General features: G+C 71.7%; 19 protein-coding genes. 13 read left to right on the plus strand and 6 right to left on the minus strand.

The window, feature by feature from the left end; translation table 11 throughout:
* Positions 1-8: 8 nt before the first annotated feature.
* From IOD14_RS17705 to IOD14_RS17715, 3 genes are all read right to left on the minus strand, one after another.
* Positions 9-1,688: a phospholipid carrier-dependent glycosyltransferase gene (locus tag IOD14_RS17705; RefSeq protein ID WP_212670741.1), complete on the minus strand. Its 1,680-nt coding sequence runs from the start codon at positions 1,686-1,688 to the stop codon at positions 9-11.
* 90 nt (positions 1,689-1,778) lie between these two features.
* Positions 1,779-3,710, minus strand: a complete 1,932-nt coding sequence (locus IOD14_RS17710; RefSeq protein ID WP_212670742.1) for a phosphatase PAP2 family protein — start codon at positions 3,708-3,710, stop codon at positions 1,779-1,781.
* Between the two features lie 169 nt (positions 3,711-3,879).
* Entirely contained in the window at positions 3,880-4,779 is a 900-nt protein-coding gene (locus IOD14_RS17715) for a BadF/BadG/BcrA/BcrD ATPase family protein (RefSeq protein WP_123993505.1), read from the minus strand.
* Positions 4,780-5,088: 309 nt separating this feature from the next.
* Here IOD14_RS17715 and IOD14_RS17720 point away from each other — a divergent pair, with 309 nt between their 5' ends.
* From IOD14_RS17720 to IOD14_RS17745, 6 genes are all read left to right on the plus strand, one after another.
* Positions 5,089-6,210, plus strand: coding sequence for an ROK family protein (locus IOD14_RS17720; RefSeq protein ID WP_249125938.1), 1,122 nt, complete (start codon positions 5,089-5,091; stop codon positions 6,208-6,210).
* Positions 6,211-6,487: 277 nt separating this feature from the next.
* Complete coding sequence (locus IOD14_RS17725) at positions 6,488-7,810, plus strand: extracellular solute-binding protein (protein ID WP_123993503.1); 1,323 nt, start codon at positions 6,488-6,490, stop codon at positions 7,808-7,810.
* 125 nt (positions 7,811-7,935) lie between these two features.
* Entirely contained in the window at positions 7,936-8,856 is a 921-nt protein-coding gene (locus IOD14_RS17730; protein WP_123993502.1) for a sugar ABC transporter permease, read from the plus strand.
* The gene (locus IOD14_RS17735; RefSeq protein WP_123993501.1) at positions 8,853-9,755 is read left to right on the plus strand and encodes a carbohydrate ABC transporter permease; all 903 of its coding nucleotides are present in this window, start codon (positions 8,853-8,855) and stop codon (positions 9,753-9,755) included. Before IOD14_RS17730 ends, IOD14_RS17735 begins: the two co-directional genes overlap by 4 nt.
* Positions 9,756-9,757: 2 nt before the next feature.
* Complete coding sequence (locus tag IOD14_RS17740; RefSeq protein WP_212670743.1) at positions 9,758-11,479, plus strand: hypothetical protein; 1,722 nt, start codon at positions 9,758-9,760, stop codon at positions 11,477-11,479.
* 5 nt (positions 11,480-11,484) lie between these two features.
* On the plus strand, positions 11,485-13,320 hold the full coding sequence (locus tag IOD14_RS17745) for a hypothetical protein (RefSeq protein ID WP_123993499.1): 1,836 nt from the start codon (positions 11,485-11,487) through the stop codon (positions 13,318-13,320).
* 16 nt (positions 13,321-13,336) lie between these two features.
* On the opposite strand, the gene IOD14_RS17750 is transcribed toward IOD14_RS17745, so the two are convergent.
* Entirely contained in the window at positions 13,337-13,993 is a 657-nt protein-coding gene (locus IOD14_RS17750) for a nucleoside/nucleotide kinase family protein (RefSeq protein ID WP_123993498.1), read from the minus strand.
* Positions 13,994-14,073: 80 nt separating this feature from the next.
* Between IOD14_RS17750 and IOD14_RS17755 the strand changes: the two genes are divergently transcribed.
* The 6 genes from IOD14_RS17755 (at position 14,074) to IOD14_RS17780 (ending at position 21,549) form a co-directional block, all read left to right on the plus strand.
* A complete protein-coding gene (locus tag IOD14_RS17755; RefSeq protein WP_123993497.1) occupies positions 14,074-14,496 on the plus strand; it encodes an SgcJ/EcaC family oxidoreductase in 423 nt (140 codons plus the stop codon).
* A 43-nt stretch (positions 14,497-14,539) separates the two neighbouring features.
* Complete coding sequence (locus tag IOD14_RS17760) at positions 14,540-15,277, plus strand: beta-phosphoglucomutase family hydrolase (protein WP_212670744.1); 738 nt, start codon at positions 14,540-14,542, stop codon at positions 15,275-15,277.
* Positions 15,274-17,628: a glycoside hydrolase family 65 protein gene (locus IOD14_RS17765; protein ID WP_212670745.1), complete on the plus strand. Its 2,355-nt coding sequence runs from the start codon at positions 15,274-15,276 to the stop codon at positions 17,626-17,628. Before IOD14_RS17760 ends, IOD14_RS17765 begins: the two co-directional genes overlap by 4 nt.
* A 138-nt stretch (positions 17,629-17,766) precedes the next feature.
* Entirely contained in the window at positions 17,767-19,254 is a 1,488-nt protein-coding gene (locus tag IOD14_RS17770; protein ID WP_212670746.1) for a hypothetical protein, read from the plus strand.
* Positions 19,251-20,198 (plus strand): lysylphosphatidylglycerol synthase domain-containing protein, encoded by a 948-nt coding sequence (locus IOD14_RS17775; protein WP_212670747.1) that lies wholly within the window; start codon positions 19,251-19,253, stop codon positions 20,196-20,198. The genes IOD14_RS17770 and IOD14_RS17775 overlap by 4 nt, the downstream gene beginning before the upstream one ends.
* Positions 20,199-20,364: 166 nt before the next feature.
* Positions 20,365-21,549, plus strand: coding sequence for a HoxN/HupN/NixA family nickel/cobalt transporter (locus IOD14_RS17780; RefSeq protein ID WP_212670748.1), 1,185 nt, complete (start codon positions 20,365-20,367; stop codon positions 21,547-21,549).
* Between the two features lie 13 nt (positions 21,550-21,562).
* Here the strand turns inward: IOD14_RS17780 and IOD14_RS17785 are convergent, their stop codons facing one another.
* The gene (locus tag IOD14_RS17785; RefSeq protein ID WP_123993492.1) at positions 21,563-22,522 is read right to left on the minus strand and encodes a hypothetical protein; all 960 of its coding nucleotides are present in this window, start codon (positions 22,520-22,522) and stop codon (positions 21,563-21,565) included.
* Between the two features lie 11 nt (positions 22,523-22,533).
* A complete protein-coding gene (locus IOD14_RS17790) occupies positions 22,534-24,006 on the minus strand; it encodes an APC family permease (RefSeq protein ID WP_123993491.1) in 1,473 nt (490 codons plus the stop codon).
* 354 nt (positions 24,007-24,360) lie between these two features.
* Here IOD14_RS17790 and IOD14_RS17795 point away from each other — a divergent pair, with 354 nt between their 5' ends.
* Positions 24,361-24,843: a DUF5709 domain-containing protein gene (locus tag IOD14_RS17795; RefSeq protein WP_212670749.1), complete on the plus strand. Its 483-nt coding sequence runs from the start codon at positions 24,361-24,363 to the stop codon at positions 24,841-24,843.

Consider the following 24,843-nt stretch of genomic DNA (forward strand, 5'->3'; position numbering starts at 1 on the left):
TGCGGTGATCATCGCCGATAGATCGTGATCGAGTGACCGACCTCGTCGACGGGACGGCTGCTGTCGATCAATTCGGCCAGCCGTCCCTTCGCCTTGGCAACCGAGGAGTCCGACACGACCAGCAGCCCGCGCACGTCGCCGACCGGCACCTCGCGTGGATCGGACGCCTCGATGCCGTAGGCGGACGGCACCCCGCTGCCCTTGTAGACGAGCCAGATCCGCTCGTCCGGGTAGCGCTCGCGCAGCCGGTCGGCGAGCCGGCCGAGGTCCTGGCCCCAGTCGACGTTCGAGTCGTGCAGCCGCAGATGGGTGCGGGCCGGTCCGCCGAACGCCTCGTTGGAGTACGGCAGGTAGAAGGGAAAGGCCCGCAGCGAGCTGACGGCGACGAACAGCACCAGCGCCGCGGTCACGACGATCGCCGGTCGTCGGCGCACGGCCAGGACACAACCGGCCGCCACCGTCAGGAACATGGGCAGGAAGAGCACGTACCGGGTGCCGAAGTCCCGGGACCCGGTCATGGCCGAGGCGAGCAGCACTCCGGCGGGCACGAGCAGGTACGGCGCGGCGGGCCGCACCCGCCGTACCGTCACCAGCACCACGGCCCCCGCGGCCCACAGCGCGAGCAGACCCAGCGGGGTCTTCACCAGCAGCGCCGCCGGCAGGTAGTACCAGAGGTGCCCGGTGTACACCCGCCCGAACAGGAAGCCCTCCCACGGGTGGTTCTCGAAGCGGAACTGGAGGCGCATCCCGTCCGCGTAGGCCTGGGGGAACGGCAGCAGGTCGACGAGGGTCCCCCGCAGCCCGTGCACCACCGGCACCGGGTCCTGGGACGTCCACCGCAGCCGCGGATCGACCACCAGGTACGAGGCCCATACGACGGCGACGGCAGCCAGCGTCAGCACGGCGGCCCCCGCGAGCACGTCAAGGATCCGCTTGCGCGTCCCGTCGTCGCGAGCCGCGCTCCACACCGAGAACGCGGCGAGTCCCAGCAGGACCGGCACGGCCGGCAGCGCGCTCATCTTGGTCGCCAGCGCCGCCCCGAGCGCCAGGCCGGCGAGCGGCACGTACAGCCGTGGCCGCACTCGGGCCCGCCACAGCAGCCACACCGAGGTGAGCAGGAACCCGGCCGTCGGCACGTCGAGCGTGGCCAGCGAGCCGTGGGCGACGACGTCGGGGGAGAAGGAGTACAGGGCGAGTGCCGCGAGGCCCGCGGCCGTCCCGGCGAGTTCCCGGGCGAAGGTGAACACGACCAGCCCGAACAGCAGTGTCAGCACGATCACCGGGAGCCGGGCCCAGAACATCAGCTGCCAGGGGTCGTTGCCCGACTCGTACAGCAGGTGGGGGCCCAGGTCGATCTGGGGGCCGTCGAACGCCGTGTCCACGTGCGGGTCGGCGATCGCCACCCCGACGGCGATCACGAGCTTGCCGAGCGGCGGGTGCTCGGGGTTGTAGCGGATGCCCTGGCCGTGCAGGTACTCGGCGGCGGTGGCCACGTAGACGGGTTCGTCGATCGTGGGGGTCTGCTGCACGGCGATGGTCACCATGGCGGCGGCCATCTGCGCGAGCAGCACGGCGACGAGCAGCGGCACCAGCCGGCGCCTGACCTTTCGCGGCCGTCGCACCTCGTCGTCGCGGGTCCCGGACCCGGGGGCAGGGTCCAGGACCGTCTGCTGCTCGCTCGCCATCATCCGCCCCGCGGTGGGACCGGCCGCGTGGCGGGAGCGATCCGAAAGCGCCTCATGAGGGCCACTCTCGCATCAGCTCCCGCCCCGCGGACATCACCGCTTCAGGAGTCGTACCGACAGACCTTCCGTCGTGTAGACGGGTACGGCCCGCAGGGTGTCGGAGTTCAGTTCGACGCGGTCGAACTGGCCGCGCAGTCCGTGGCAGCCGAGGACACGGACCGTGTGCCCGGCCTTCGGCGGCTTCTTCGCGTCCAGCTCGAGCGACAGGACGCTGCCCGCGCCGAGCACCGCGCGCCGCGTCACCTCCAGGACCGGCTCGTGGCCCGAGCGCAGCGTCAGCTCCAGCGCGCCGGACTCCTGGCTGTACGTGCCGTGGACCTGGAGGGACGTGCCGCCCACCGTCAGCTTCCCGCCCTGCACCCGCACGTCGCCGTGGCCGAGCGCGTGCGCGGAACCGGCGACCAGCGCACCCTGCTTCAACAGGGTCCCGCCGGTGTACCGGTTGTGCCCCGTCAGGGTGAGCGTGCCGCTGCCCCGCTTGGTCAGAGCGCCGCAGCCGTCTATGTCGTTGCGCCAGGCGTCGGCCGCGTGGAAGCCGCCCGCGGCCGCGTCCAGGGTGACGGTGACGTCGGAGTCGAAGGAGCCGTAACCGTCCGCCGCGGCGAACAGGTTGAGCCGGCCCCACTGCTCGAAGCCGTCGAGGAGGACGTACCCGGAGGGCAGTGCGGTGGTCCGCAGCACCTCGCGGCGCTGGGCGGCGTCCAGGTACGGCTGCCGGGTCTCCAGCAGCACCTCGGCGCCCTTGGGCACGGTGAAGGGCTTGTTGCCGCCCTCCCGGTGCAGCACATAGGTCAACCGGGGCGTCACGGAACGGGCGTTGGCGTCCCGGTCCGCGTACACGTCGCCGGCGTCCGAGTGGGCGTAGGCGAAGAGCGTGTCGGCCGTGTTGCCGGTCCGCTCGGTGAAGTACGCCAGGGCCTGCGCCCGGGCCGCGGCCTTGAGCTCGGCGTTCGCTGGGTCGGCCAGCGTGGCGGCGGCCAGCGCGGTGGCCATGATGCGGCCGCCCATCACATCGACCGTCGAGTGCATGCCGGACATGATCCGGGTGTGGCTCAGCTCGAAGGCGCGGGTCACCAGTTCCTGGAAGCGCTCCGGAACGGCGTACGCGAACGCCAGGCCCGCCAGGTGGAAGGCGTTGGTGTGACCGCTCGGGAAGCCGCCGTCGTCCACCGGCGAGGTGCTGCGCTGGCGCAGCAGCTGGGGGGCGACGACGACCTCGGAGTCGTAGACCGGGTAGCCGAGCGCGTCCTTGGCGCCGGTGTCGACGACCTCGCTGTCCTCGTTCATGCGCCACGGACGTGGGTACTGGAAGGCGTACTTGCCGGGGTTGCCCGAGGCGTACGGGCCGCGCACGGTGTCGACCAGCTTGGCCACCAGGCCGAGCGAGGAGTCGTAGGATCCGGCGCCGAGCGCGGAGCCCGCGGGGGCGTCGGCCGGGACCGCGTCGCTGATCGTGGTCGGCGGGGTCGTGTCGGGGGCGCTGGTGATCGAGGTGACCGCCTTGGCGCCGGACCGGTAGAGGCCGGCGAGCGGGCCGAGACCGCCGATCATGGCGTAGCTCTGGTGCTGGCGGTCGTAGAGGAAGGCCTCCTTGGCCTGCGCCTCGGTGCGCGACTTCGTGACGCGGGCGCAGTAGCGCATGTTGGCGCGCAGGATGTCGGGCCTGAGCGGGGTGCCGGTGTTCCAGGCGGCGCCGGTCTTCCATATCTGGGCGAAGCCACCGAGTGCCCGCACCACCGCGTTGGTCTCGGGCGTCAGGTTCGCCATGACGTTGGACTTGTAGTCGTCCACGAACGCGAGGGGAGCGGAGGCGGCCTTGGCGTCCGCGGCGCCCAGCCAGGAGGCGAACGTCGGCGCGGCCAGGACTCCGGCCGAGGCGCCCAGGGACGTCTTGAGGAACCCCCTTCGTCGCATGGCGCGTTCGGTGACCGGCGCGGGGGAGTGCTGCCCGGCGGAAGACGGCATGAGTGGGCCTCTCTTGAGTTCTGCGGCCGTACGGCCGGGGAGCTGGGGCGGGTGTGACTCATGATGCGCTGGACGACAGACGAGTCGAATGCGCTTTCTGAAAGTCGTAGGAGCGTAGATCTACGGGCGAGTCATGTCGGACCGGAGGAGACCTGGCGTCCGGCGGATGTCACAGAAGTGAACGGGCCATCGCCACCGCGCCGTCCACCGGCGGTGCGCGCAGCGGGCGCGGCCGTGCCGTCGGCACGCCGTCGGCCAGCGCCGACGCGAAGGCGTCGTACAGCGAGGGCTGGGCGAGGACGGTACTGCCCGCGACCACGACGTCGTCGACCACGACCCCGCGGGCGGCGAGCCGTTGGACGAGCCCGGCCAGGGCACGGCCCGCCTCGGCGATCACGGTGCGGGCGAGCGGGGATCCGGCCTCGGCGGCGGCGAAGACGGCCGGGGCGTGCCGGCCCCACTCGGCGGAGGCGGCGGTGACGTGTTCCAGGGCGGCGCCGAGCGCGGGGACCTCGGGAACGTCGAACCCGGAGATCAGACCGAGCGCCAGTGCGTCGGGCTCCTCGCCGCGGTCGTGCGCCGCCCACACGGCACGGACGGCCTCGCGGACCAGGCCGGCGGCCCCGCCCTCGTCGCCCAGGAGCGCGCCCCAGCCGCCGACCTGCACCGAAGTGCCGTCGGGGAAGCGGCCCACGGCCACCGAACCGGTGCCGGCGACCAGGCCGACCCCCTTGTCGAGACCCGCCGCGGGGACGAGCAGTTCGGCGTCGCCCACGACCAGCGCGGGCGCGTCGAAGTGGAGTTGGAGCGCGGTGCGGATCTGCGCGCACTGGCGCGGTGTCTCGCAGGCGTGGCCGCCGACGGCGAGGGCGCCGGGGCGGGCCCCCGCGGGAAGCGCGTCGGCGGCCAGCGCGGCCAGCCAGCCGGCCGCGGCCACGGGGTCGTGCGGCCGCCAGCCACTGCTGGAGCGGACGTGATCGGCCACCAGGGCGTCGCCCGCGAACGCGCGGAGCTGCGTCTTGGTGCCGCCCACGTCGATGCCGACAACCAGGGGTGCGGTGTCCTGCACGGAACCTCTTTCGTCGTTGCGCTGTGTGCTGCGACGGTGGGCGAACCGTGCCTGGGGGCATGGTGGTTGGAGAGCTAGGGAAGCCCCGGGACGGGCCTCTGACGGACCACGGCAGGCGAGTACCGTGACGTTCGTTAGGAAGTTAACTAACGAAGTACAGTGCGTGTCAATAGCCGTCGTGCGGTCGACTTCCCGGGCTTTTTCTCCGGGGACCGAACACGCGACGCCGGAACAACCCATCGCCGCCTCCCGCCGAGCCGCTCGGCCCGGGAGAGGGGCCTGTGACCTGGGGGTACTGTGGAATATGACGTGGTGGGAGCCCCCCGTCTGACCGAGAGCGCGAGTGCCGTGTTCGCCGTGCTGGCCCAGGCGGGCACCGCGACACGGCCACAGCTGGCGAGTCTGGCGCGGCTGTCCAAGCCGACGGTCTCCTCCGCCGTCGCCGAACTGGAGGGCGTCCATCTCGCCGCCCACTCGGGCACCTCCTCCGGCGCCACCGGCCGCAGCGCCGCCGTCTACCGCCTCGGCCCGGCCGCGGGCGCCGTCCTTGCGGTCGACCTCGGCCCGGCCCTCACCCGGGTCCGCGGCTGCGCCCTGGACGGCACCCTGCTCGCCGAGGCCACCGGGCCCCGGGAGGACGCCGCCGACGTCGTGCGGGACGCGCTCTCCGCGCTGCCCCCCGACGCTCCGCTGCGCACCATCGTGGTGGCCGTCGGTGACGTCACCGCGCCGCAGAAGATGCGTCCCGCCACCGCCAAGGCCGGTCCCGTCTTCGACGCGGTGACCGTCGCGCTGCCGGCCGGCGTGCCCGTCCACCTGGAGAACAACGTCAACTGCGCCGCCCTCGCCGAACTGCACGAGGGCGCCGCCCGCGGCCGGCACACCTTCGGCTATCTGCGGATCGGCGTCGGTATCGGTCTCGGCATCGTCGTGGGCGGCCAGGTGCTGGCCGGAGCGAACGGCGCGGCCGGAGAGCTCGCCCGGCTGCCCTACCCCTGGGACGACGACCAGGAGCCCCGCCACGAGGCCCTGGAGGAGTACATCGGGTCCCGCTCCCTGCTGCGGCGGACCGCGGCGGCCTGGCCGGAAGTCGACGGCGCCTGCCCCCGCAGCGCCGAGCAGCTCTTCGCGCTCGCAGAACAGGGCAGTGCCACGGCCCGCGCGGTCGTCGCCCGGCATGCCGTGGACGTGGGTCGGCTGGCCGCCGCCGTGACCGCCGTACTGGACCCGGGGCTGCTCGTGCTGGGCGGCAGCACCGGCGCGTTTCCGCAGCTCCTGCCCGGTGTGCGGGCCGAACTGGAGCGGCTCAGCTGGCCCACCGAGGTGGTCAGCAGCCAGGTCGGCGATCTCGGCACCGTGGTGGGCGCCGCCCGCCTCGCGGTCGCCAGAGGAGTCCAAACCGTGACCGAGGCGGCGCGAAAGAAGGATTGACGGTTTCGGACTCGGTCTGCCAATGTCCGGACAAGCGCTTTCTAAGTCGGCCGGGACGCCGACTTGAGGCGAGCTTCCCGCCCGTACTCGACGTACGGCAACCGCACGAGGGCGTGCCCGTGCGGTGACGGCCCAAGAGGCCGGGGATCCTCGCCCGTCAGGATGACGCGGCCGGGCGAGGCCGTGCCCTCGGAAAGCGAACCTCCTGCAAACTGCACCAGTGCCGCCAAGATCGGCGCCGTGCTCCGTCCCCTACGACGAAAAAAAGGGATCGAAGATGACCACTGTGGGTGTGCGGCGCTCTCGCCGTCTCGGCCGCGGCGGCACGCGCCGCCTGGTTTCCCTCGCTGCCGCTGTCACGGCAGGTGCTCTGACGCTCACCGCCTGTGGCGGGGACGGCGGCTCCGGCGGCACTTCCAAGTCGCTGACGTTCTGGATCTCCACGGTTCCGGGGCAGGACGCGGGCTGGAAGAAGATGGTGGCGCAGTACAAGAAGGAAACCGGCGTCAACCTCAAGCTCGTCAACATTCCCTACGACGGCTACACCACGAAGCTGCACAACGCCGCGCAGGCGAACTCCCTGCCCGACGTGGCGGCCGTGCCGGCGCTGGACCCGATCTGGTCGAGCAAGCTGCTCGACCTGAGCTCCATCGCCAACAACAAGAGCAACAACATCAACGCCAACTTCCTGGCGAAGGACTCGTCCGGGAAGGTGCTGGCCATCCCCTCGGACGTCACCGCGTCCGGCCTGTTCATCAACAAGTCGCTGTTCGAGAAGGCGGGCGTCTCCTTCCCGACCGAGCCGTCGAAGACCTGGACCTGGACCGACTTCATCGCCGCGGCCAACAAGGTCCGCGAGAAGACCGGCGCCAAGTACTCCCTGACCTTCGACCAGTCGCCTTCGCGACTGCGCGCCATGGTGTACGAGATGGGCGGCAAGTACGTCCACGCCGACTCCTCCGGCAAGTTCTCGGTGGACGCGGCGACCAAGAAGGCCGTGAACACCTTCGTCGGATGGAACGACGACAAGACCATGCCGAAGTCGGTGTGGACCAGCGGCGCCGACCCGTCCGCCATGTTCCAGAGCGGTGACGTGGTCGCCTACTGGTCCGGCGTGTGGCAGGTCGCCTCCTTCGCGGACAGCATCAAGAAGTTCGAGTGGGCGAGCGTCCCGACCCCCGCCCAGCCGGTGCAGGCCAGTGACGTCAACAGCGGCGGCATGGTGGTGGGCTTCAACAACAACGGCGACGCGTCCAAGGCCGCGACGAAGTTCCTGTCCTGGCTGTACGAGCCGGCCCACTACAAGGCCCTGTGCGAGGCGTCCGGGTTCCTGCCGGTCGAGAGCGGTCTGAACCCGACGTACCCCTTCAAGTCCGAGGCGGCGCAGGCGGCGTTCAAGCTCTACAACCAGGAGATCCCGCTCTACGCCCCGATCTCCGGCTACTTCAACAGCGCGCAGACCGACTGGGTGCTGAAGGGCAAGAGCCTCACCGAGGACCCGACCAAGACGGAGCTCGGCAAGGCGATCAACGGCCAGCAGTCGGCCGACAAGGCCCTGCAGAACATCGTGGACGGCTACAACCAGCAGGTCGGCGGCTGATCGTGGGCCACGGCGCCGGACGGCGGTCTCTCCACGAGCCGCCGCCCGGCCCTGGCCGCCCATGTGATGCCGGGCCCACGGCGTGAGCCCACCGCAATCCATTCCACCAGCACGGAGTCAGGAAGATGACAAAACGCGCCTCGGACGTGTCCGCCGTGTCCGCGAGCCCGCCCAGGAGACGCAGTAAGTACACCCTTGCGCCGCTCGTCCTCATCGCGGCCAATGTCGTGCTCTTCGCGCTGTTCTTCGTCTGGCCGGCGGTTATCGGGCTCATCTACTCCTTCACGAACTACACGGGCGTGGGGGTGTTCCAGTGGGTCGGGCTGGACAACTACCACAACCTGTTCGGTGACTCCACGTTCTACGACGCGCTGACCCGGACACTGCTGTACACGGTCCTCTTCGTCCCGCTGAACTTCGTGGTCTCGCTGCTCGCCGCCAACCTGGTGGTGAGCAAGCACGCCAAGGGCGGGTCGGTCGCCCGCGTCATCTTCTTCATCCCGTGGCTGCTGTCGCCCATCGTCGTGGGTGTCCTGTGGCGGTGGATGTTCGGCGAGAACTTCGGACTGGTCAACTACGTCATCGAGAAGTTCGGCGGAGACGCCGTCCCGTGGCAGTCGAACGCGGACCTCTCGCTGCTCGTGGTGGTGATGGCGGCGGCCTGGGCCTGGACGGGTTTCACGATGCTGCTGTTCATCGCGGCGATCAAGAACGTGCCGGTGTCGTACTACGAGGCCGCCTCGCTCGACGGCGCCGGCCCCTGGCGCCAGTTCTTCAGCATCACCCTGCCGAGCATCGCGCCCACCTCGTTCATCGTCATCCTGCTCAACACGATCAACTCGATGAAGGAGTACCCGGTCTTCGTCGCCCTCAACAACGGCGGACCCGGCACGTCGAACAACCTGCTCGTCCAGTACATCTACGAGACCGGCTTCAAACGGGGCCAGATCGGCTACGCGAGCGCCGCGTCGTTCGTGCTCATGCTCATCCTGATGGCCGTCGCGATCATCCAGCTGATCGTCAACCGGCGGGTGGAGAACCGATGACAACCACAGACATCCCGCGCCCGGCCGACGTCGGCTCCGGACGGAGCGTCTCCAGGAAGCGGCCCCGCAAGACGGCCACCAGTGGGCTCCGGCAGGCGGTGTCCGCGACGACACTGCTGTGGATCATGGCGTGCCTGTACGGGTTTCCGGTGCTGTGGTTCGTCCTCAGCTCCTTCAAGCCGGCCAGCGACCTGTTCTCCTACCCGCTGACGCTGGTCCCGCACAACCCCACCCTGTCGGGGTTCAAGGCGGCCTGGGACAGCGCCAACTTCTCCCAGTACTTCATCAACACGGCCATCGTGTGCGTGATCACGACGATCCTCACGGTGGGTGTCAGCTGCTGCACCGGGTACGCGCTGGCCAAGTACGACAACAAATGGCTCAAGGCGTTCTTCATCTGCATCCTGGCCACCACGATGCTGCCGGGCGAGGTCATGCTCGCTCCGGAGTTCCTGGTGGTCCGCAACCTCGGTCTCTACAACTCGTTCGCCGGCATCATCCTGCCGGCCGTGCTCACGGCGACCGGATGCTTCATGTTCCGCCAGTTCTTCCTGACGGTTCCCGACGAACTCGTGGAAGCCGCACGCATCGACGGCGCCCGCGAACTGTCGATCTTCCTGCGGATCATGGTGCCGCTCTCCCGGCCCATCATGCTGACCCTCGCCATCCTGTCCTTCCAGTGGCGGTGGAACGACTACATCTGGCCGCTCCTGATGCTCAACGACCCGAACAAGTTCACCGTGCAGATCGGCATCCAGAGCATCGTCGGCGCCCAGAACATCAACTGGTCGGTCCTGCTCGGCGCATCGGTCATCTCCATGATCCCCCTGATCGCCATCTTCCTGGTCTTCCAGCGCTACGTCATGGGCGCCGACATCAACGCCGGACTGAAGGACTGACCTTGCCCACCCCGCTCGACCACGAGTTCGTCCGGTCGGCGGCCCGCGCCGCCGACCGGCAGGCCGTCCCGCTGGCGGCCGGCCCCGACGAGGAACCCGCCGGTGTGCCGCACCGTGGTCTGGCGCGGCGGGTGAGAACCCTGGTCGCGGCGTACCGTTCCCCGGACTCGGCACTGCACGGCAGCGCACAGGCCGTCGCCGCCGCGCTGAGCCACCTGCGCGCGCTGCGGGCCGTGCAGACCGACACCGGCCTCTTCGCCGGCGGCGACAACGTGCAGTCGCCGCCGGACTCCGCGTTCACCGTCAACGACGTGTGCGACGCGTACGTCCTCGCCGCCGGCGCCGGACCGGAACTGCACGACGTCACCGCCGCGCTCGCCGAGATCGCCCGCGCCGCCACGGGCAGTCTCCTGACCGGTGGCGTGCACACCCCCAACCACCGCTGGGAGCTGTGCGCGGCGCTCGCCCGGCTGCACCGGTCCTTCCCCGACGACCGGCTCCTCGACCGTGTCGAGCAGTGGCTCTCCGAGGGCGTCGACATCGACGCGGAGGGCCTGTACTCGGAACGGAGCGCCGTCTACGCGTCCCACGTGTCCAACCCCTCGCTGCTCCTGCTCGCCGAGGTCCTCGGCCGCGCGGACCTGCTGGCCGCCGTCGAACGCAACCTCGCCACCACCCTGGACCTCATCAGGCCGGACGGCACGGTGGAGACCGTCCACTCGCGCCGCCAGGACCAGAACCACCCGTTCCCGCTGGCGCCCTACCTGCCGCACTACCGGCTGCTCGCGGTCCGCACCGGCCGCGGCGACTTCAGCCGGGCGGCACGGCTGGCGGCGGCCGCCGGCATCGACGACCCCGACCTGCTCGCCGAGACCCTCCTGACCCCGGACCTGTGCTGCCCCTTGCCCACGCCTGCCGCCAGGACCCTGCCCCGCGAGCGGTACCTCACCACGGCCCGCCTCGCCGCCCGCGCCTCGGCCACCGCGCAGACGGTGGTGTACGGCGGATCCGACGTGCCCGAGCACCGGCGCATCCGCTCGGGCCTCGCCTGCAACCCCACCTTCCTGCGGCTGTTCGCCGGCGACGCCGTCCTCGACGCGGTCCGCCTCTCGCGGGGCTTCTTCGACCTCGGCCCGTTCCGCGCCGCCGACACCCGACGCCTCGGCGAGGGCCGGTACCTGCTCACCGAGACCCTCACGGCCGCCTACTACCAGCCGCTCCCGCCGGACCGGCGACGGGCCGACGGCGCCTACCGGCTGGTGGACGACGGCCGCTTCTCGGCCTCGATGGCCTTCCCGGACCGGCCCCGGGACGAGGTCTCGCACACCACCCGTGTCGAGGTGGACCTGCGGGACGACGGCGCCGACCTGCGCATCGACATCAGCGGACCACGGGTGCCCTGGGCGCTCGAACTCACCTTCCGGCCGGGCGGTGACCTGGAGGGCGCCGTGCCGATCGACGAGGGACGCTGGTGCCTTGCGACCGATCCGATGACCTACCGGGTCGGCGACGACGAGATCAGGGTCGAGGCCGCGGTCGAGGCGGGCGAACCGCTCGCCGGGCCGGACCGGAGCGACCTGCTGCGGTACGACCCGGGTCAGGACCACACCGTGGTGGGCGGCACCGACGCGACGGCCGGACACCGCGTCTACCTCGGCGGGATGGGCCCGCACACACTGACCGTCGCACTGCACGCCACCGCCGTCACAGCCACGAAGGGCTGATCCCCGTGCACCTCCCTCGCCAGCTCGGCCCGCTGCACGACCTCCCGGACACCCCGGAGGCCTACGACGCCGTACTCGCCGACGTCACCGAGCAGGCCCTCGCCCGGCTGACCCCCGAGGGCAACCTCGAACACCCCGACTGCGACGACGACATCGGCGACACCTCCCTCGGCATCACCTCCCTGCTCGCGTTCGCCTGGCAACGGACCAAGGACCCGCGGCTGCCGGAGGCCGTCGCACGCAGCCTCGCCTTCCATCTGCGCGAGCGGGTGTACACCGACGACAACCCGGGCTACCCGAACCTGAGGCTGCGCGATTCCGGTCTGCCGTACGCCCGTTACACCCTGGCGGCCGGCGCCCACCCCATCGGCGACTGGCCGAGCACGGTGTGGGCCCTGCTCCAGGCGGTGAACGTCCTCGACGCGGCGGACGGCCTGGTCGAGGACGGGCAGCGCGCCGAACTCCTCGACGTGGCCCGCGGATACTGGCGCTGGCTGACCGAGGCGACCTTCTTCAACCCGCAGGAGGCGGGCAACCAGGCGATCGGCTGTGTCGTCGGCGGCCTGATGCTGGCGGCCCACCTGCCGGGCCCGGAGGCGGAACCGGTCCGCGCGCTGGCCCTGCGGCTGTACCGGGACGAGATCCACGCACACCGGGTCGTGGACCGGGGCGCGGCCCTGCCCCCCGAGCACGGCGGCGCCTACGACAACAACTACGGCCCGATCTCCCTGTCCTTCCTCGCCCAGGCCCACCGGGTCAGCGGCGAGGAGATCTTCGCCGAGGACGGCGAGACCCTGGCCCGCTACATCGACGCCCGCCTGACCAACGGCGGCTTCGACAACGGCGGCCCCCGCTACAGCGAACAGCACTCCGCCTTCGAGTCGGTGCTCGGGCTGCGCTACTTCGGCGCCCGTGTCGGCGCCGACCTGGGCCGCTACCGGGGTGACACCAACTGGGGCCGGCACGCGGTCAAGGCGGACGGGGGAGTGGACGGCCACTTCGCCTGGATGCTGGTCTGGCAGATCCAGGACACCACGCGCTGGCACCGGGAGCCGTCCACGAGGACCGCCCGCCACCAGCTGCGCGCGGGCACCGTCTCGGTGGCCTTCGACTCCCGGCTGACTCCGGCGGTCGTCGAGGCGGGCGGCACCTACTACCTGCCCGCGGCCGTCAACCGCCAGCACGGCTTCGGTCCGGTCGTCGACGGCTTCCTGCTGTGCCGCCCCATGGGCGAGGTCCGGGTCCGTGACGTACGCACCGACGGCCTCACCGCCAAGCTGGTCACCAAGCCGGTCGTCGGCCGCGACCACGTCCTGCGCCACCTGCAGTCCCTGTACGTCACCGACGGCACGAACCTGTGGACCACGGTGACCGTGGAACGCCTTCCCGGCACGCCCTACCTGCTGGCCGGGCTGCCGTACGCCGAGGACGACGGCGACAGGGTGCGCCGGACGGCCGAGGGCGAGGTCGCCTCCGTGGGCACCCTGCGGCTGACGCACCCCGGGACGGAGGGCATCGACCACTTCGACGCCCGCTCGGAGACGACCCAGGAGCAGGCCGCCTTCGCACTGGCCGCCGACCCGCGCGGCTACGGCAACCCCGACGAGGGCTGGGGCCACCTGGTCTCCTCGACCGCCCTGGAAGCCGACCCCGTCCCGGACGCACCGGCCGACCTGCACGCCTTCGCCGTCCGCTACGGCCCCGCGGCCGCCCCCCTCACGGCGACCTTCACGCGCGACGGCGCCGGACTGACGGTCCGCACCGAGGCGTTCACGGCACGGCTCGGCGATCCGGCGGGCGACGCCCACGGCGAGCCGGAACTGACGCTGTCCGTCCGCTGAGGCGCCGCGGAGGCGGTCACACGTCCACGCGGGGCAGCGCCGACACGGGCACCACGAGGTCGGCGCGGTCCCGCGTGGCCGCCACCAGCTCGGCGTTGGCCTGGTCGGAGCGCCGTACCCAGGCGACCGCCTGCTCGTGGGTCTTGCCGAACTCCTCGTGCCGGGCGACCAGTCGGCGCACCCGCTCGTCCTCGTCGAGCTCGCAGAACCACACCTCGTCCAGGGCGGGCCGGACCCGCGCCCACGCGCCGGTGTCGAGCAGCAGGTAGTTCCCCTCGGTCACGACCAGACGGGCCGTCGGCGGCACCGGGATCACCCCGGCGACGGGCTGCTCCAGTACCCGCTCGAAGCCGGGCGCGTACACGATGTCGCCGTCCGTCTCCTCGCGCAGCCGCCGCAGCAGGGCCGCGTACCCCGCCGCGTCGAAGGTCTCGGGCGCCCCCTTGCGGTCGCGCAGCCCGAGCCGGTCCAGCTCCACGTCGGCGAGGTGGAAGCCGTCCATGGGGACATGCGCCACCCACGGCTTGCCGGAGCCGTTGAGCGCGCGCACCAGATGCTCGGCGAGCGTCGTCTTGCCCGCGCCGGGGGCGCCGGCGACACCGAGGACGGCCCGGCCCCCGGGACGGCAGAGGGCGCGGGCGCGGACGAGGAGGTCGTCGAAGGTCAGCGGCACACCGCAGAGTGTGTCATCCGGCGCCGGGACGATGACTCCGGGTCGGCCAGGCACCCTGGAGTACGGAAGGAGCGCCGACCGTGCCCCACGACTTTCACGACCCCCGTGCCCCCGACGACGAGACACAGATCCGCACCCTGATCACCGGATGGGCCCAAGCGGTCCACCGCGGCGACCTCGCCGGGGTGATCGCCGACCACGCCCAGGACATCGTGATGTTCGACGTGCCTCCGCCCCACCACGGCATCCGGGGCCTCGCCGCCTACCGCGCCCACTGGCCGCCCTTCTTCGCCTGGCAGGCCCAGGGCGCACGCTTCGACATCGAGTCCCTGGACATCACCGCCGGCAGGGACGTCGCGTACGCCCACGCCCTGGTGCGCTGCGCCACCCCGGAGGAACTCGCCGCCCACCCCGGCTTCCGGCTCCGGCTGACCTTCGGTCTGCGCAAGGAGCGCGGCCGCTGGCTGGTCGCCCACGAGCACCACTCCTTCCCGCACGACTGAATCCACCTGTTGACGAAGCGAAAGGCGGGGAACCGTGTCCTGTATGAAGGAGCTCGGTCTGCCCGAAGAGATCAAGGCCTGCCTGTTCGACCTCGACGGGGTCGTCACCAGGACGGCCGTCGTGCACGCGGCCGCCTGGAAGGAGATGTTCGACGCGTTCCTGCGCGACCGCGAGGGGGATCGTTTCCGGCCCTTCGACGGCGACGACTACGACAAGTACGTCGACGGCCTGCCGCGCGCCGACGGGGTGCGCACCTTCCTCGCCTCCCGCGGCATCGAACTGCCGGACGGGAACCCGGACGACCCGCCGGGCGCCGAGACGGTCCACGGCCTGGGCAACCGCAAGAACGCCCTCGTCCTGGAGAAGATCCGCACCGACGGCGTCGAGGCCTACGACGACACCCTGACCTACATCCGCGCGGCCCGCGCCCGGGGGCTGCGCACCGCGATCGTCTCCTCCAGCGCCAACTGCCGTGACGTACTGCGCGCGATCGACGCCGAGGACCTCTTCGACGTACGCATCGACGGCGTGGTCGCGGCCGAGCGCGGGCTGCCCGGGAAGCCGCACCCCGACACCTTCCTCGCCGCCGCCCACGACCTGGGCCTGGACGCCCCCCGGTCCGCCGTCTTCGAGGACGCCCTCGCCGGCATGGACGCGGGCCGCGCCGGAGGCTTCGGCTACGTCGTCGGCCTCGACCGGGTGGGACAGAGCGACGCGCTCTACGAGCACGGCGCCGACATCGTGGTGAAGGGTCTCGCCGAACTGGAAGGACACGCGTGATCAGCCAACGCTCCTACACCGTCGAGCCCTGGGCCGTCCGCGAGACCGACCTGAACCTCGACGTCCTCGCCCAGAGCGAGTCCGTGTTCGCGCTGTCCAACGGCCATGTCGGCTGGCGCGGCAACCTCGACGAGGGCGAACCCCACGGCCTGCCCGGCTCCTACCTCAACGGCGTCCACGAACTGCACCCGCTGCCGTACGCGGAGGCCGGTTACGGCTACCCGGAGTCCGGCCAGACCGTCATCGACGTCACCAACGGCAAGATCGTGCGGCTCCTCGTCGACGACGAGCCCTTCGACCTGCGCTACGGCCGGCTCGTCGCGCACGAACGCACCCTCGACCTGCGCCGGGGCGTACTGGAGCGGTCCTGCGAATGGATCTCACCGGCCGGATCGCGGATACGGGTGCGCTCGACCCGGCTCGTCTCGCTCACCCAGCGGGCGATCGCCGCCGTGGCCTACGAGGTGGAGCCCGTCGACAGCCGCACCCGTGTGGTGATCCAGTCCGAACTCGTCACCAACGAGAGCCTGCCCGCGGCCAACGGCGACCCGCGCGCCTCGAAGGTCCTCAAGTCGCCCCTGGAGCACGAGGAGGGCTTCGCCGACGGCACCCGGCTGCGGCTGGTGCACCGCACCCGGCACAGCGGACTGCGGGTCGCCGTGGCCGCCGACCATGTGATCGAGGGACCCGAGCGCACCACCACCGACAGCGAGGACACGGTGGACCTGGCCCGGCTGACCGTCACCTCCGTCCTGGAGCCGGGACAGCGGCTGCGGGTGGAGAAGCTGGTCGCCCACGGCTGGTCCGGCGCCCGCTCCCGGCCCGCGATGAGCGACCAGGTCGACGCGGCGCTGGCGGCCGCGGCCCACAGCGGCTGGGACGGACTCCTGGACGAACAGCGAAGCTACCTCGACGACTTCTGGGCCCGCGCCGACGTCGAGGTCGACGGCGACGAGGAGATCCAGCAGGCCGTCCGCTTCGCCCTCTTCCACGTGCTCCAGGCAGGCGCCCGCGCGGAACAACGCGCCATCCCCGCCAAGGGACTGACCGGCTCCGGCTACGACGGGCACGCCTTCTGGGACACCGAGACCTTCGTGCTGCCGCTGCTCACCTACACCGAACCCGCCGCGGTCGGCGAGGCCCTGCGCTGGCGTCAGAAGACCCTGCCCGCCGCCCGCGAGCGCGCCGTGCAGCTCGGACTGGACGGCGCCGCGTTCCCCTGGCGGACCATCGACGGCTCGGAGGGCTCGGCGTACTGGCCCGCGGGCACCGCCGCCTTCCACATCAACGCGGCCGTCGCCGACGCCGTGGTGCGCTACACCGAGGCCACCGGCGACACCGACTTCGAACGCGACACCGGCGTGGAACTCCTCGTGGAAACGGCCCGGCTGTGGCGTTCGCTCGGCCACCACGACCACCACGGCGTCTTCCACATCGACGGTGTCACCGGCCCCGACGAGTACAGCGCGGTCGCCGACGACAACACGTACACCAACCTCATGGCCCGCGCGAACCTCCTCGCGGCCGCCGAGGCCTGCGGCCGCCACCCCGAGCGGGCCGCCGCGTTCGGCGTCGACGACGAGGAGAGCGCCGCCTGGCGGGACGCCGCCGAGGCCGTCCACGTCCCGTACAACGACGAACTCGGCGTGCACGAACAGCACGCGGGCTTCACCCGGTACCAGCAGTGGGACTTCGACGGCACCCGCGCCGACCAGTACCCGCTGATGCTGCACTTCCCCTACTTCGACCTCTACCGCAAACAGGTCGTCAAACAGGCGGACCTGGTGCTGGCCATGTACATGTGCAGCGGTTGGTTCGAGGAGTTCCACGACGAGGAGCAGATCGCCCGCAACTTCGCCTACTACGAACCGCTGACCGTCCGGGACTCCTCCCTGTCGGCCTGCGTCCAGGCGGTCGTCGCCGCCCGCTCCGGACATCTCTCGCTGGCCTACGCCTACACGGCCGAGGCGGCCCTGATGGACCTGGCCGACCTGGCGAACAACACCCGCGACGGACTCCACATCGCCTCCCTGGCCGGCACCTGGACCGCCCTCGTCGCCGGGTTCGGCGGGCTGCGCCGCGACGGCGGCTCGCTGCGCTTCGCGCCCCGGCTGCCCGAGCGGTTCAGCCGCCTCGCCTTCAACCTCCGGCTCCTGGGCCGCTGTCTGCGGGTGGAGATCGGCCCGGACAAGGCGACGTACACCCTGATGTCGGGTGATCCACTGACGATCCGCCACCACGACGACACCCTGACCGTCAACGGCGACGGCCCGGTCGTCCGCCCGGTCCCACCCCCCGAGGACCGTCCGGTCCCGAGCCAGCCGGCGCACCGCGGTCCCCGCGCCCGCTGACCCCTACGGCGCTATCCGGACAGGCGCCGCTTGGCCGAACACCACCCTGCACCCCCTGCTGCCGCGGGTTACTTTGTCCATGTTTTTTCGAATGGATCAGGTCCCCGCGGCATACGGGGTGAGGGGTGGACGAGGACGATGGCTCACGGGGACAGCGCCCTGCTCGTCGGTGCGCGACGACGCAACCCGCCGCCCGGCCCCGACGGCCTGGTGCGGGCCCGGGGAAACCGGCTGATCGCCGCGGTGGCCGCCGCCTTCACCCTGACCCAGCTCCTCCTGGTCCGCCCCGGCATGGGCCTCGGCTGGGACGAGACCGTCTACGTCAGCCAGGTCGGAACCCAGGCCCCGGCCGCCTTCTTCAGCGCCCCGCGCGCCCGCGGGGTCTCGCTGCTGGTCGCGCCGATCGCGAGCTGGTCGACCTCCACCGAACTCCTGCGCGTCTACCTCGCCGTGCTGTCGGGCCTCGGCCTCTACCTGGCCCTGCACGCCTGGCGCGGCCTCTTCCCGGACCGTGTCCTCGCCGTCGGCGGCGCCCTGTTCGCCTCCCTGTGGATCACGGTGTTCTACGGCCCTCAGGCCATGCCCAACTACTGGGTCGCGGTCGGCGGGCTGGGCGCGGTGGGCTGCTTCCTGCGGGCCCGTGAGCATCCGAGGGCGCTGTGGGGAGTCGTGGCGGGGGTCGCGCTCATGGCGTGGATGCGCCCCACCGACGCCGTGTGGGTCACCCTCCCGCTGCTCGTCGCCGCCGCCGTCACCCGCCGCCTTCGGCCCGCCGTCGCGCTCGTGGCAGGACTGGCCGCGGGCGGTGCCCAGTGGGTGATCGAGGCGTACACGAGTTACGGCGGCCTGGCCGAGCGACTGCACGAGGGCTCCCGCATCCAGGGCGGCCTCGGCCCGCAGTTCGCCGTCGACGACCAACTGCGCAGCCTGGGCGGCCGGGCCCTGTGCCGTCCGTGCACGGGACCGCTGCCGGACCCCGCCGTCATGGCCTGGTGGGCCGTTCTCCCGCTGCTGGCCGCCGTGGGCCTGGTGGTCGCCGTCCGGGCCAGGCGCCCGCGCCGCACCCTCGTCCCACTGGCCTGCGCCGCGACGGCCGCCCTGCCCTACCTGTTCCTCATCGGCTACGCGGCGCCCCGCTTCCTGCTGCCCGCCTACGCCCTGCTCGCGATCCCGGTCGCCGACGCGCTGTTCCATCTGGCGACCACCCCGGCGGGCCGGTGGCGCCCGGTCGCCGCGGTGCTGCTCGGGATCGGTCTGACGGGCCATCTGGCGGTGCAGTACGCCGTGCTGGAGCGCGCGGTGCACCGCACCACGCGCGACCACCGCGACTGGGCCCGCACCGCCACCGAGCTCAACCGGCTCGGGGTGCGCCCGCCGTGTCTGCTCACCGGCCGCCTGTCGGTCCCCGTCGCTTACTACGCCGGGTGCACGTCGGCGGCGGCGTTCGGCCACAACACCAACAGCACCGAGTCCGGGATCGTCGGGGCGTCCCGCCACATGCCGGTCGCCGTCCTGACCCGGCCCGGCGGCGCGCCGCCCGCCTACGCCCGCGACTGGCCCACCCTGTCCGCCGCCGGACTGGACATCCACGTCGCGCCGAACGTGAGCGGACGCGGGCCGACATGACGTCCGAGCGGATGGCCGTCGCCCCCGCCCGCAGACGCGTCTACGGTCAACTCGCCCTCACGCTCGCCGTCCTGACCGCCGTCGGCTGGCTGGCCCGGCGGAACTGGCCCGTGCTGGAGACCGGCGCCCTGCGGCTCGCCGTCGCCGACCAGGGCTGGCTGCTCGTCGCCGCCACGGCCGCCGCCGCGACCTGGGTGTGCTCGGCGCTCGCCCAGCAGGGCGCGGTGCTGCGGGCCCTGCCGTCGAGGCGCCTGGTGGCCGCGCAGTTCGCCGCCTCCGCCGCGGGCCAGCTGCTGCCCGCGGGGCTCGGCACAGGAGCGGTCAACCTGCGCTTCCTCATGCGCTGCGGGCTGTCGGCGGGGCGCGCGGCGACCGCCCTGGCGGTGAAGGCCACGGTGGGCGGGCTCGTGCGGGCCGCCCTCATCGCCGTGCTCGCGACGGCCTGCCCCGGTGTCCTCGGGCTGCCGCGGCCGTCGGCGGTGTGGTGGGTGGCCCTCGCGGTCGCCGTCCTCGCGGTCACCGCACTGCTCGGCACCGTGCTGTGGCCGCGCTGCCGACGGGCCCTGGTCCTGGTGAGGGACGACATCCGGGCCCTGCACACGCGACCGCACCGGGCCGTGGCCCTGTGGGGCGGCTCGTTGGGCTTCGCCCTGCTGCACGCGCTCGTGCTGATCGCCGTCACCCGGGCCGTCGCGCTGCCGCTGGCCCCGCCCCTGGTGGCCCTGCTCTATCTCGCGGCGAGCTGCGCGGCGGCCCTGCTGCCCACTCCGGCCGGTCTCGGGTCCCTGGACGCCGCGCTCGCCTTCGCGCTCACCGCCGCCGGTGGGGCGCCCGCGGCGGCGGCCGCCTCCGTGGTGCTCGGCTACCGGCTGCTGACCGTGTGGCTTCCCCTGTTCCCCGGACTGCTGGTGCTCGCCCTCCTCGTCCGCCGCAAGGCGTTGTGAGCACGACCGGCGTTTCCGGGTCGTCCTTCGCCTGACAGGGCACTTTCCCCAGTCGTGGGGAAGACCTGCCGCGGCCTTTACTGCACATGACTTGCAGGTACCGGAGGATGGCACAAGGCTGCTGATCGCGGCCGTACGCATCCCCTGAAGAAGGATCCACCGCCCGATGACGGCCGCCCCTGACTCCGCTCCGCCCCTCCTCCCCGCCACCGCCCCCGCGAGGGGCTCGGCCTGGCACCGCGTCCGTGGCTCCATGACGCGGCAGGAGTGGGTCAGGGCGGGCGGCATGGCCGCGGTCGTGGTGGCGCTGCACGTGATCGGCTGGGTCACCCTCGTCGCGATCGTCGCCCCGCACCACTACAGCGTCGGCGAGAAGTCCTTCGGCATCGGCATCGGCGTGACCGCCTACACGCTCGGCATGCGGCACGCGTTCGACGCCGACCACATCGCGGCGATCGACAACACCACCCGCAAGCTGATGGGCGAGGGGAAGCGCCCGCTGTCGGTGGGCTTCTGGTTCTCGCTCGGCCACTCCAGCGTCGTCTTCGTCCTGGCACTGCTGCTCTCGCTCGGCGTGAAGGCCCTCGCGGGACCCGTGCGCGACGACGACTCCCGCCTCCATGACGTGACCGCGTTGATCGGTACGACCGTCTCGGGTGCTTTCCTCTATCTGATCGCCGTGGTCAACCTGGTCGTCCTGGTGGGCATCTGGAAGGTGTTCCGGCGGATGCGCTCCGGAGGCTACGACGAGGCGGCGCTGGAGGAGCAGCTGAACAACCGCGGCTTCATGAACCGCCTGCTCGGCCGGGTCATGAAGTCGATCACCAAGTCGTGGCAGATGTACCCGCTCGGCCTGCTCTTCGGCCTGGGCTTCGACACGGCGACGGAGATCGCGCTGCTGGTCCTGGCCGGGTCGGGCGCGGCCTCCGGACTGCCCTGGTACGCGATCCTCACCCTGCCCGTCCTCTTCGCCGCCGGCATGTCCCTCCTCGACACGATCGACGGCTGCTTCATGAACTTCGCCTACGGCTGGGCCTTCTCCAGGCCGGTCCGCAAGGTCTACTACAACCTCACGATCACCGGCCTGTCCGTTGCGGTGGCCCTCCTCATCGGCACCGTCGAACTCCTGGGCCTGCTGGCCGACAGGCTGCGACTCCACGGCGCCTTCTGGACCTGGATCGGCGGCCTCGACCTCAACCTCCTCGGCTTCGTCATCGTGGGCCTGTTCCTCGCCACGTGGATCGTCGCCCTGGTGGTCTGGAAGGTCGGCCGGATCGAGGAGAAGTGGACGGAGGGGACGGAGGGGACGGCGGGCACGGCGGGGACGGCCGGGGAGCGGTCCGGCGGCTGAGGTCCTGCGCCGCTCAGGCCCGCACCCTGAACTCCTTGCGCCACTTGGTGAACTGCTGTTCCGGGTCGCCGGTGTACGACCACGGGGTGCGGGTGCCGCGCCGGTCCAGCAGTCGCAGGAGGGGGACCGCGATCTCCGCGAGGCCGGCGTGGCAGGCCGCGTGGGCCAGGTAGTTGAGGTCGCGCAGCTCACCGGGGGCCACCGACTGGTCGGTGCGGCCCACGATCCAGCGCTGCCAGGTCCGCCGTACGTCACTGACGGCGCCGTCGTTCTTCCAGTGCTGCCCGAGGCCCACGGACGTCCGCCGGTCCTCGGCGGCGTCCTTCGCGGTCCGGTACTCCTCGACGCGTGCGTACTGCACCAGCACCGGCAGCGCGGAACCCGGCGGTGCCACACCGGCCGCGTCGCGGGCGAAGTCGTACATCAGGCCGTTCGACCCGTGCCAGCGGGCCGAGTAGTAGTGCAGCACCTGGAGGTGCCCCTCGACGCTGTACGGGTCCCGGCTGTGCAACTCGTCCCACCAGCGCCCCAGTTCCTGCCGCCGCACCCCGGCCGGGTACAGCCTGGCCACCGAGATCAGGGAGATCCACGGCGTCGGGTCGTCGACGAACGCCTCCGCCGCCTGCAGACACGCCATCACCGCCGCGTCGACCCGGCGCTGGTCGATCGGCACGCCCCGGCCCGCGGCGATGGCCAGATTGAACGCCCTGGCCGTCTCGGTGGCCGCCCGCAGCACCAGCGCGTCCCCGTTGTGCGGCTCGGCCGCCAGCCACGACTCCACGGTCGAACTGCCCGCGCACGCCTGGGCGAGCATCCGCACCCGGTGACCGCGCGAGAGCCAGTCGGGCCCGGTGGCCCGCAGCAGTTCGCGCAGGCCCTGCCAGCGGCCGATGACGATGTCCTGGCGGGCGGTGGTCAGCGGGATGTCCCCGCAGTCGGGGTCGAACTCGGGGGCGAAACGGTCTCTCGCCATCGCACAACCCCTCAGAAGTCGGTGGGGAGACCCTCGTGGACGAGCGAGGGACCGGACTCCCCGCCGTCGGGAACGTAGTCAGCCTCGACAGTACGGCTCGCGTCAAGCCGGGCGGGCCGGTAGTAGTCACTGCCCTGCTTCCAGTACCAGAGCATCGGGATCAGCCCCACGGCCAGCCCGCCCACGCCGATCGTGATCGCGGCCCTGCTCAGCTCGCCCAGCGACTCCACGAAGATCCAGAACATGAACAGGGCGCCCAGCAGCGGCCACAGCCCGCCGAGCAGGAAGTCGGCCGGGGACTTCAGCAGCATCTTGCGGTACGCGACGACGACCGCCAGGCCGCTGAGGCCGTAGTAGACGGCGATCTGCAGACCGATCGCCGAGATCGCGTCGGAGAGGATGTCGCCCACCGAGCCCAGGGCGTTGGAGGCGATGAACATCAGCAGGGCCACCCCGCCGACCACCACGATCGCCACCCACGGCGTGTTCCAGCGGCGGTGCACCCGGCCCAGCGCGGACGGCATCGTACGGTCCCGGCCCATCGCGAACAGCGAGCGCGTGACCTGGATGAGCGTGGTTTCCAGGGTGGCGATGGTCGACAGCATCACCGCGACGATCAGCAGCTTGCCGCCCCAGCCCGGCCAGATCTCCTCCCCGAGCACGGCCAGCACGTTGGCGTCGTTCTCCTCGATCTGCTTCGAGGTGAGGATGACGTTCACCGCGATGGTGAACACCTCGAAGAGGAGGAAGACGATCCCGACGCCGATGAGGCCGGCGAGCCCCGTCGTGCGGCGGCTGTTGCGGGTCTCCTCGCTGAGGTTGCTGGTGACGTCCCAGCCCCAGTAGTAGAACGCGGCGATGAGCGCGCCCGACGCGAAACCGGCCATGCCGTCGAAGTGGCCGAAGCCCAGCCAGGACCACTCGAAGGTGCGGGCGTTGCCGGTGTGGAAGAGGGCGAGCACCGCGAACAGGGCCAGTATCGCGAGCTCCACGCCCGACATGACGAGCTGGGCGCGGACGGTGAGCCGGGCGCCGCCGAGCACCACCAGCAGCATCAGCACGAACCACGCCGCGCCCACGACGGTCGACAGCGCGGTGTTGTCCGCGAGGTCCTGGTCGAACAGGGCCAGCGTCATCGAACCGGCGGGCAGCGATCCCGCCACCATGAAGATGGTCGCCGAGATCACCAGCGCCCAGCCGCTGACGAATCCCAGAAAGGGATGGAGGGTACGGCCGACCCATGAGTAACTGGCGCCCGCGTTCACGTCGATGCGGCTCAGATAACTGAACGCGAGCGCGATGCCCAGCATGGGTATCGCGCAGTACAGCAGAGCCGCCGGACTGGCCAGGCCCACCGAGCCGACCAGGACCGCGGTGGTCGCGGCGATCGAGTACGCCGGCGCGCTGCCCGCGACGGCCATCACCACGGTGTCGAAGGTACCGAGGGCGTTGGCCTGCAGCCCTCTGCCCCTGCTGATGCTCATGGTTGCGCTGCTTTCCGTAGGGCACGACGCACGGCGGAGGGGACCGTACGGCGCAAAGGGGGTGGGGGGTGACTCGGCCCCGGACCATGAGAGGGGTCGCCTCGGACAGGGGCGGTGAAGAGAGGAACCAAGGGGGCGCGGAAGACCGTACGGCCGCTGCGTCGACGACCGGTCACTCCGTGTGTGCGAGTGATGATAGCCCTATTCCTTGACCCTTCAAGATTAACTGGGGGGTAACCTTCCGGCTGTGGAATGCCTTACTCCGGCAGCCTTTTGAGGTTGGGGAGCGCATACGGGGAAACGCGGATCAGGACATCGCACCGAACCGTACGCGACGCGCGAGGGAGGCAGCCCATGGGGACCGAACCGACACCCGCCGAGCCGATGGCCGACGACGCCTACCAGCCCACCGGAACCAACGAGGAGCAGGAGGACGCGGCCCCGCTCGACCTTCAGGACGCCGTCGACGAACGGACCTACGACGACATCCTGGACGAGGGCTACTCGCCACCGGAGAAGCCGCTCGGCGTCACCCGGCACGGCACCACCGCCGCCGAACAGCACGAGGGCGAGAGCCTCGACGAGCGCCTCGCCCAGGAGGTTCCGGAGCCGGCCGCGCCCGTCGGCGACGAGGTGGGCGACCTGCAGGGCGGCGAGGGCGAGCCCGTCGATCCGCAGGCCGGGACCGAGCGTGCCGGACGTCTGGTCGCCCCCGACGAGGGCGCCCACGCCACCACCACGAAGGACGAGGTCGCCACCGACGTGGGCATCGACGCGGGCGCGGCCGGCGCGGAGGAGGCCGCCGTGCACGTGGTCGAGGACCCCGAGGGGCCCTGA

It is taken from the genome of Streptomyces sp. A2-16, assembly GCF_018128905.1.
Classification (GTDB): Bacteria; Actinomycetota; Actinomycetes; order Streptomycetales; family Streptomycetaceae; genus Streptomyces.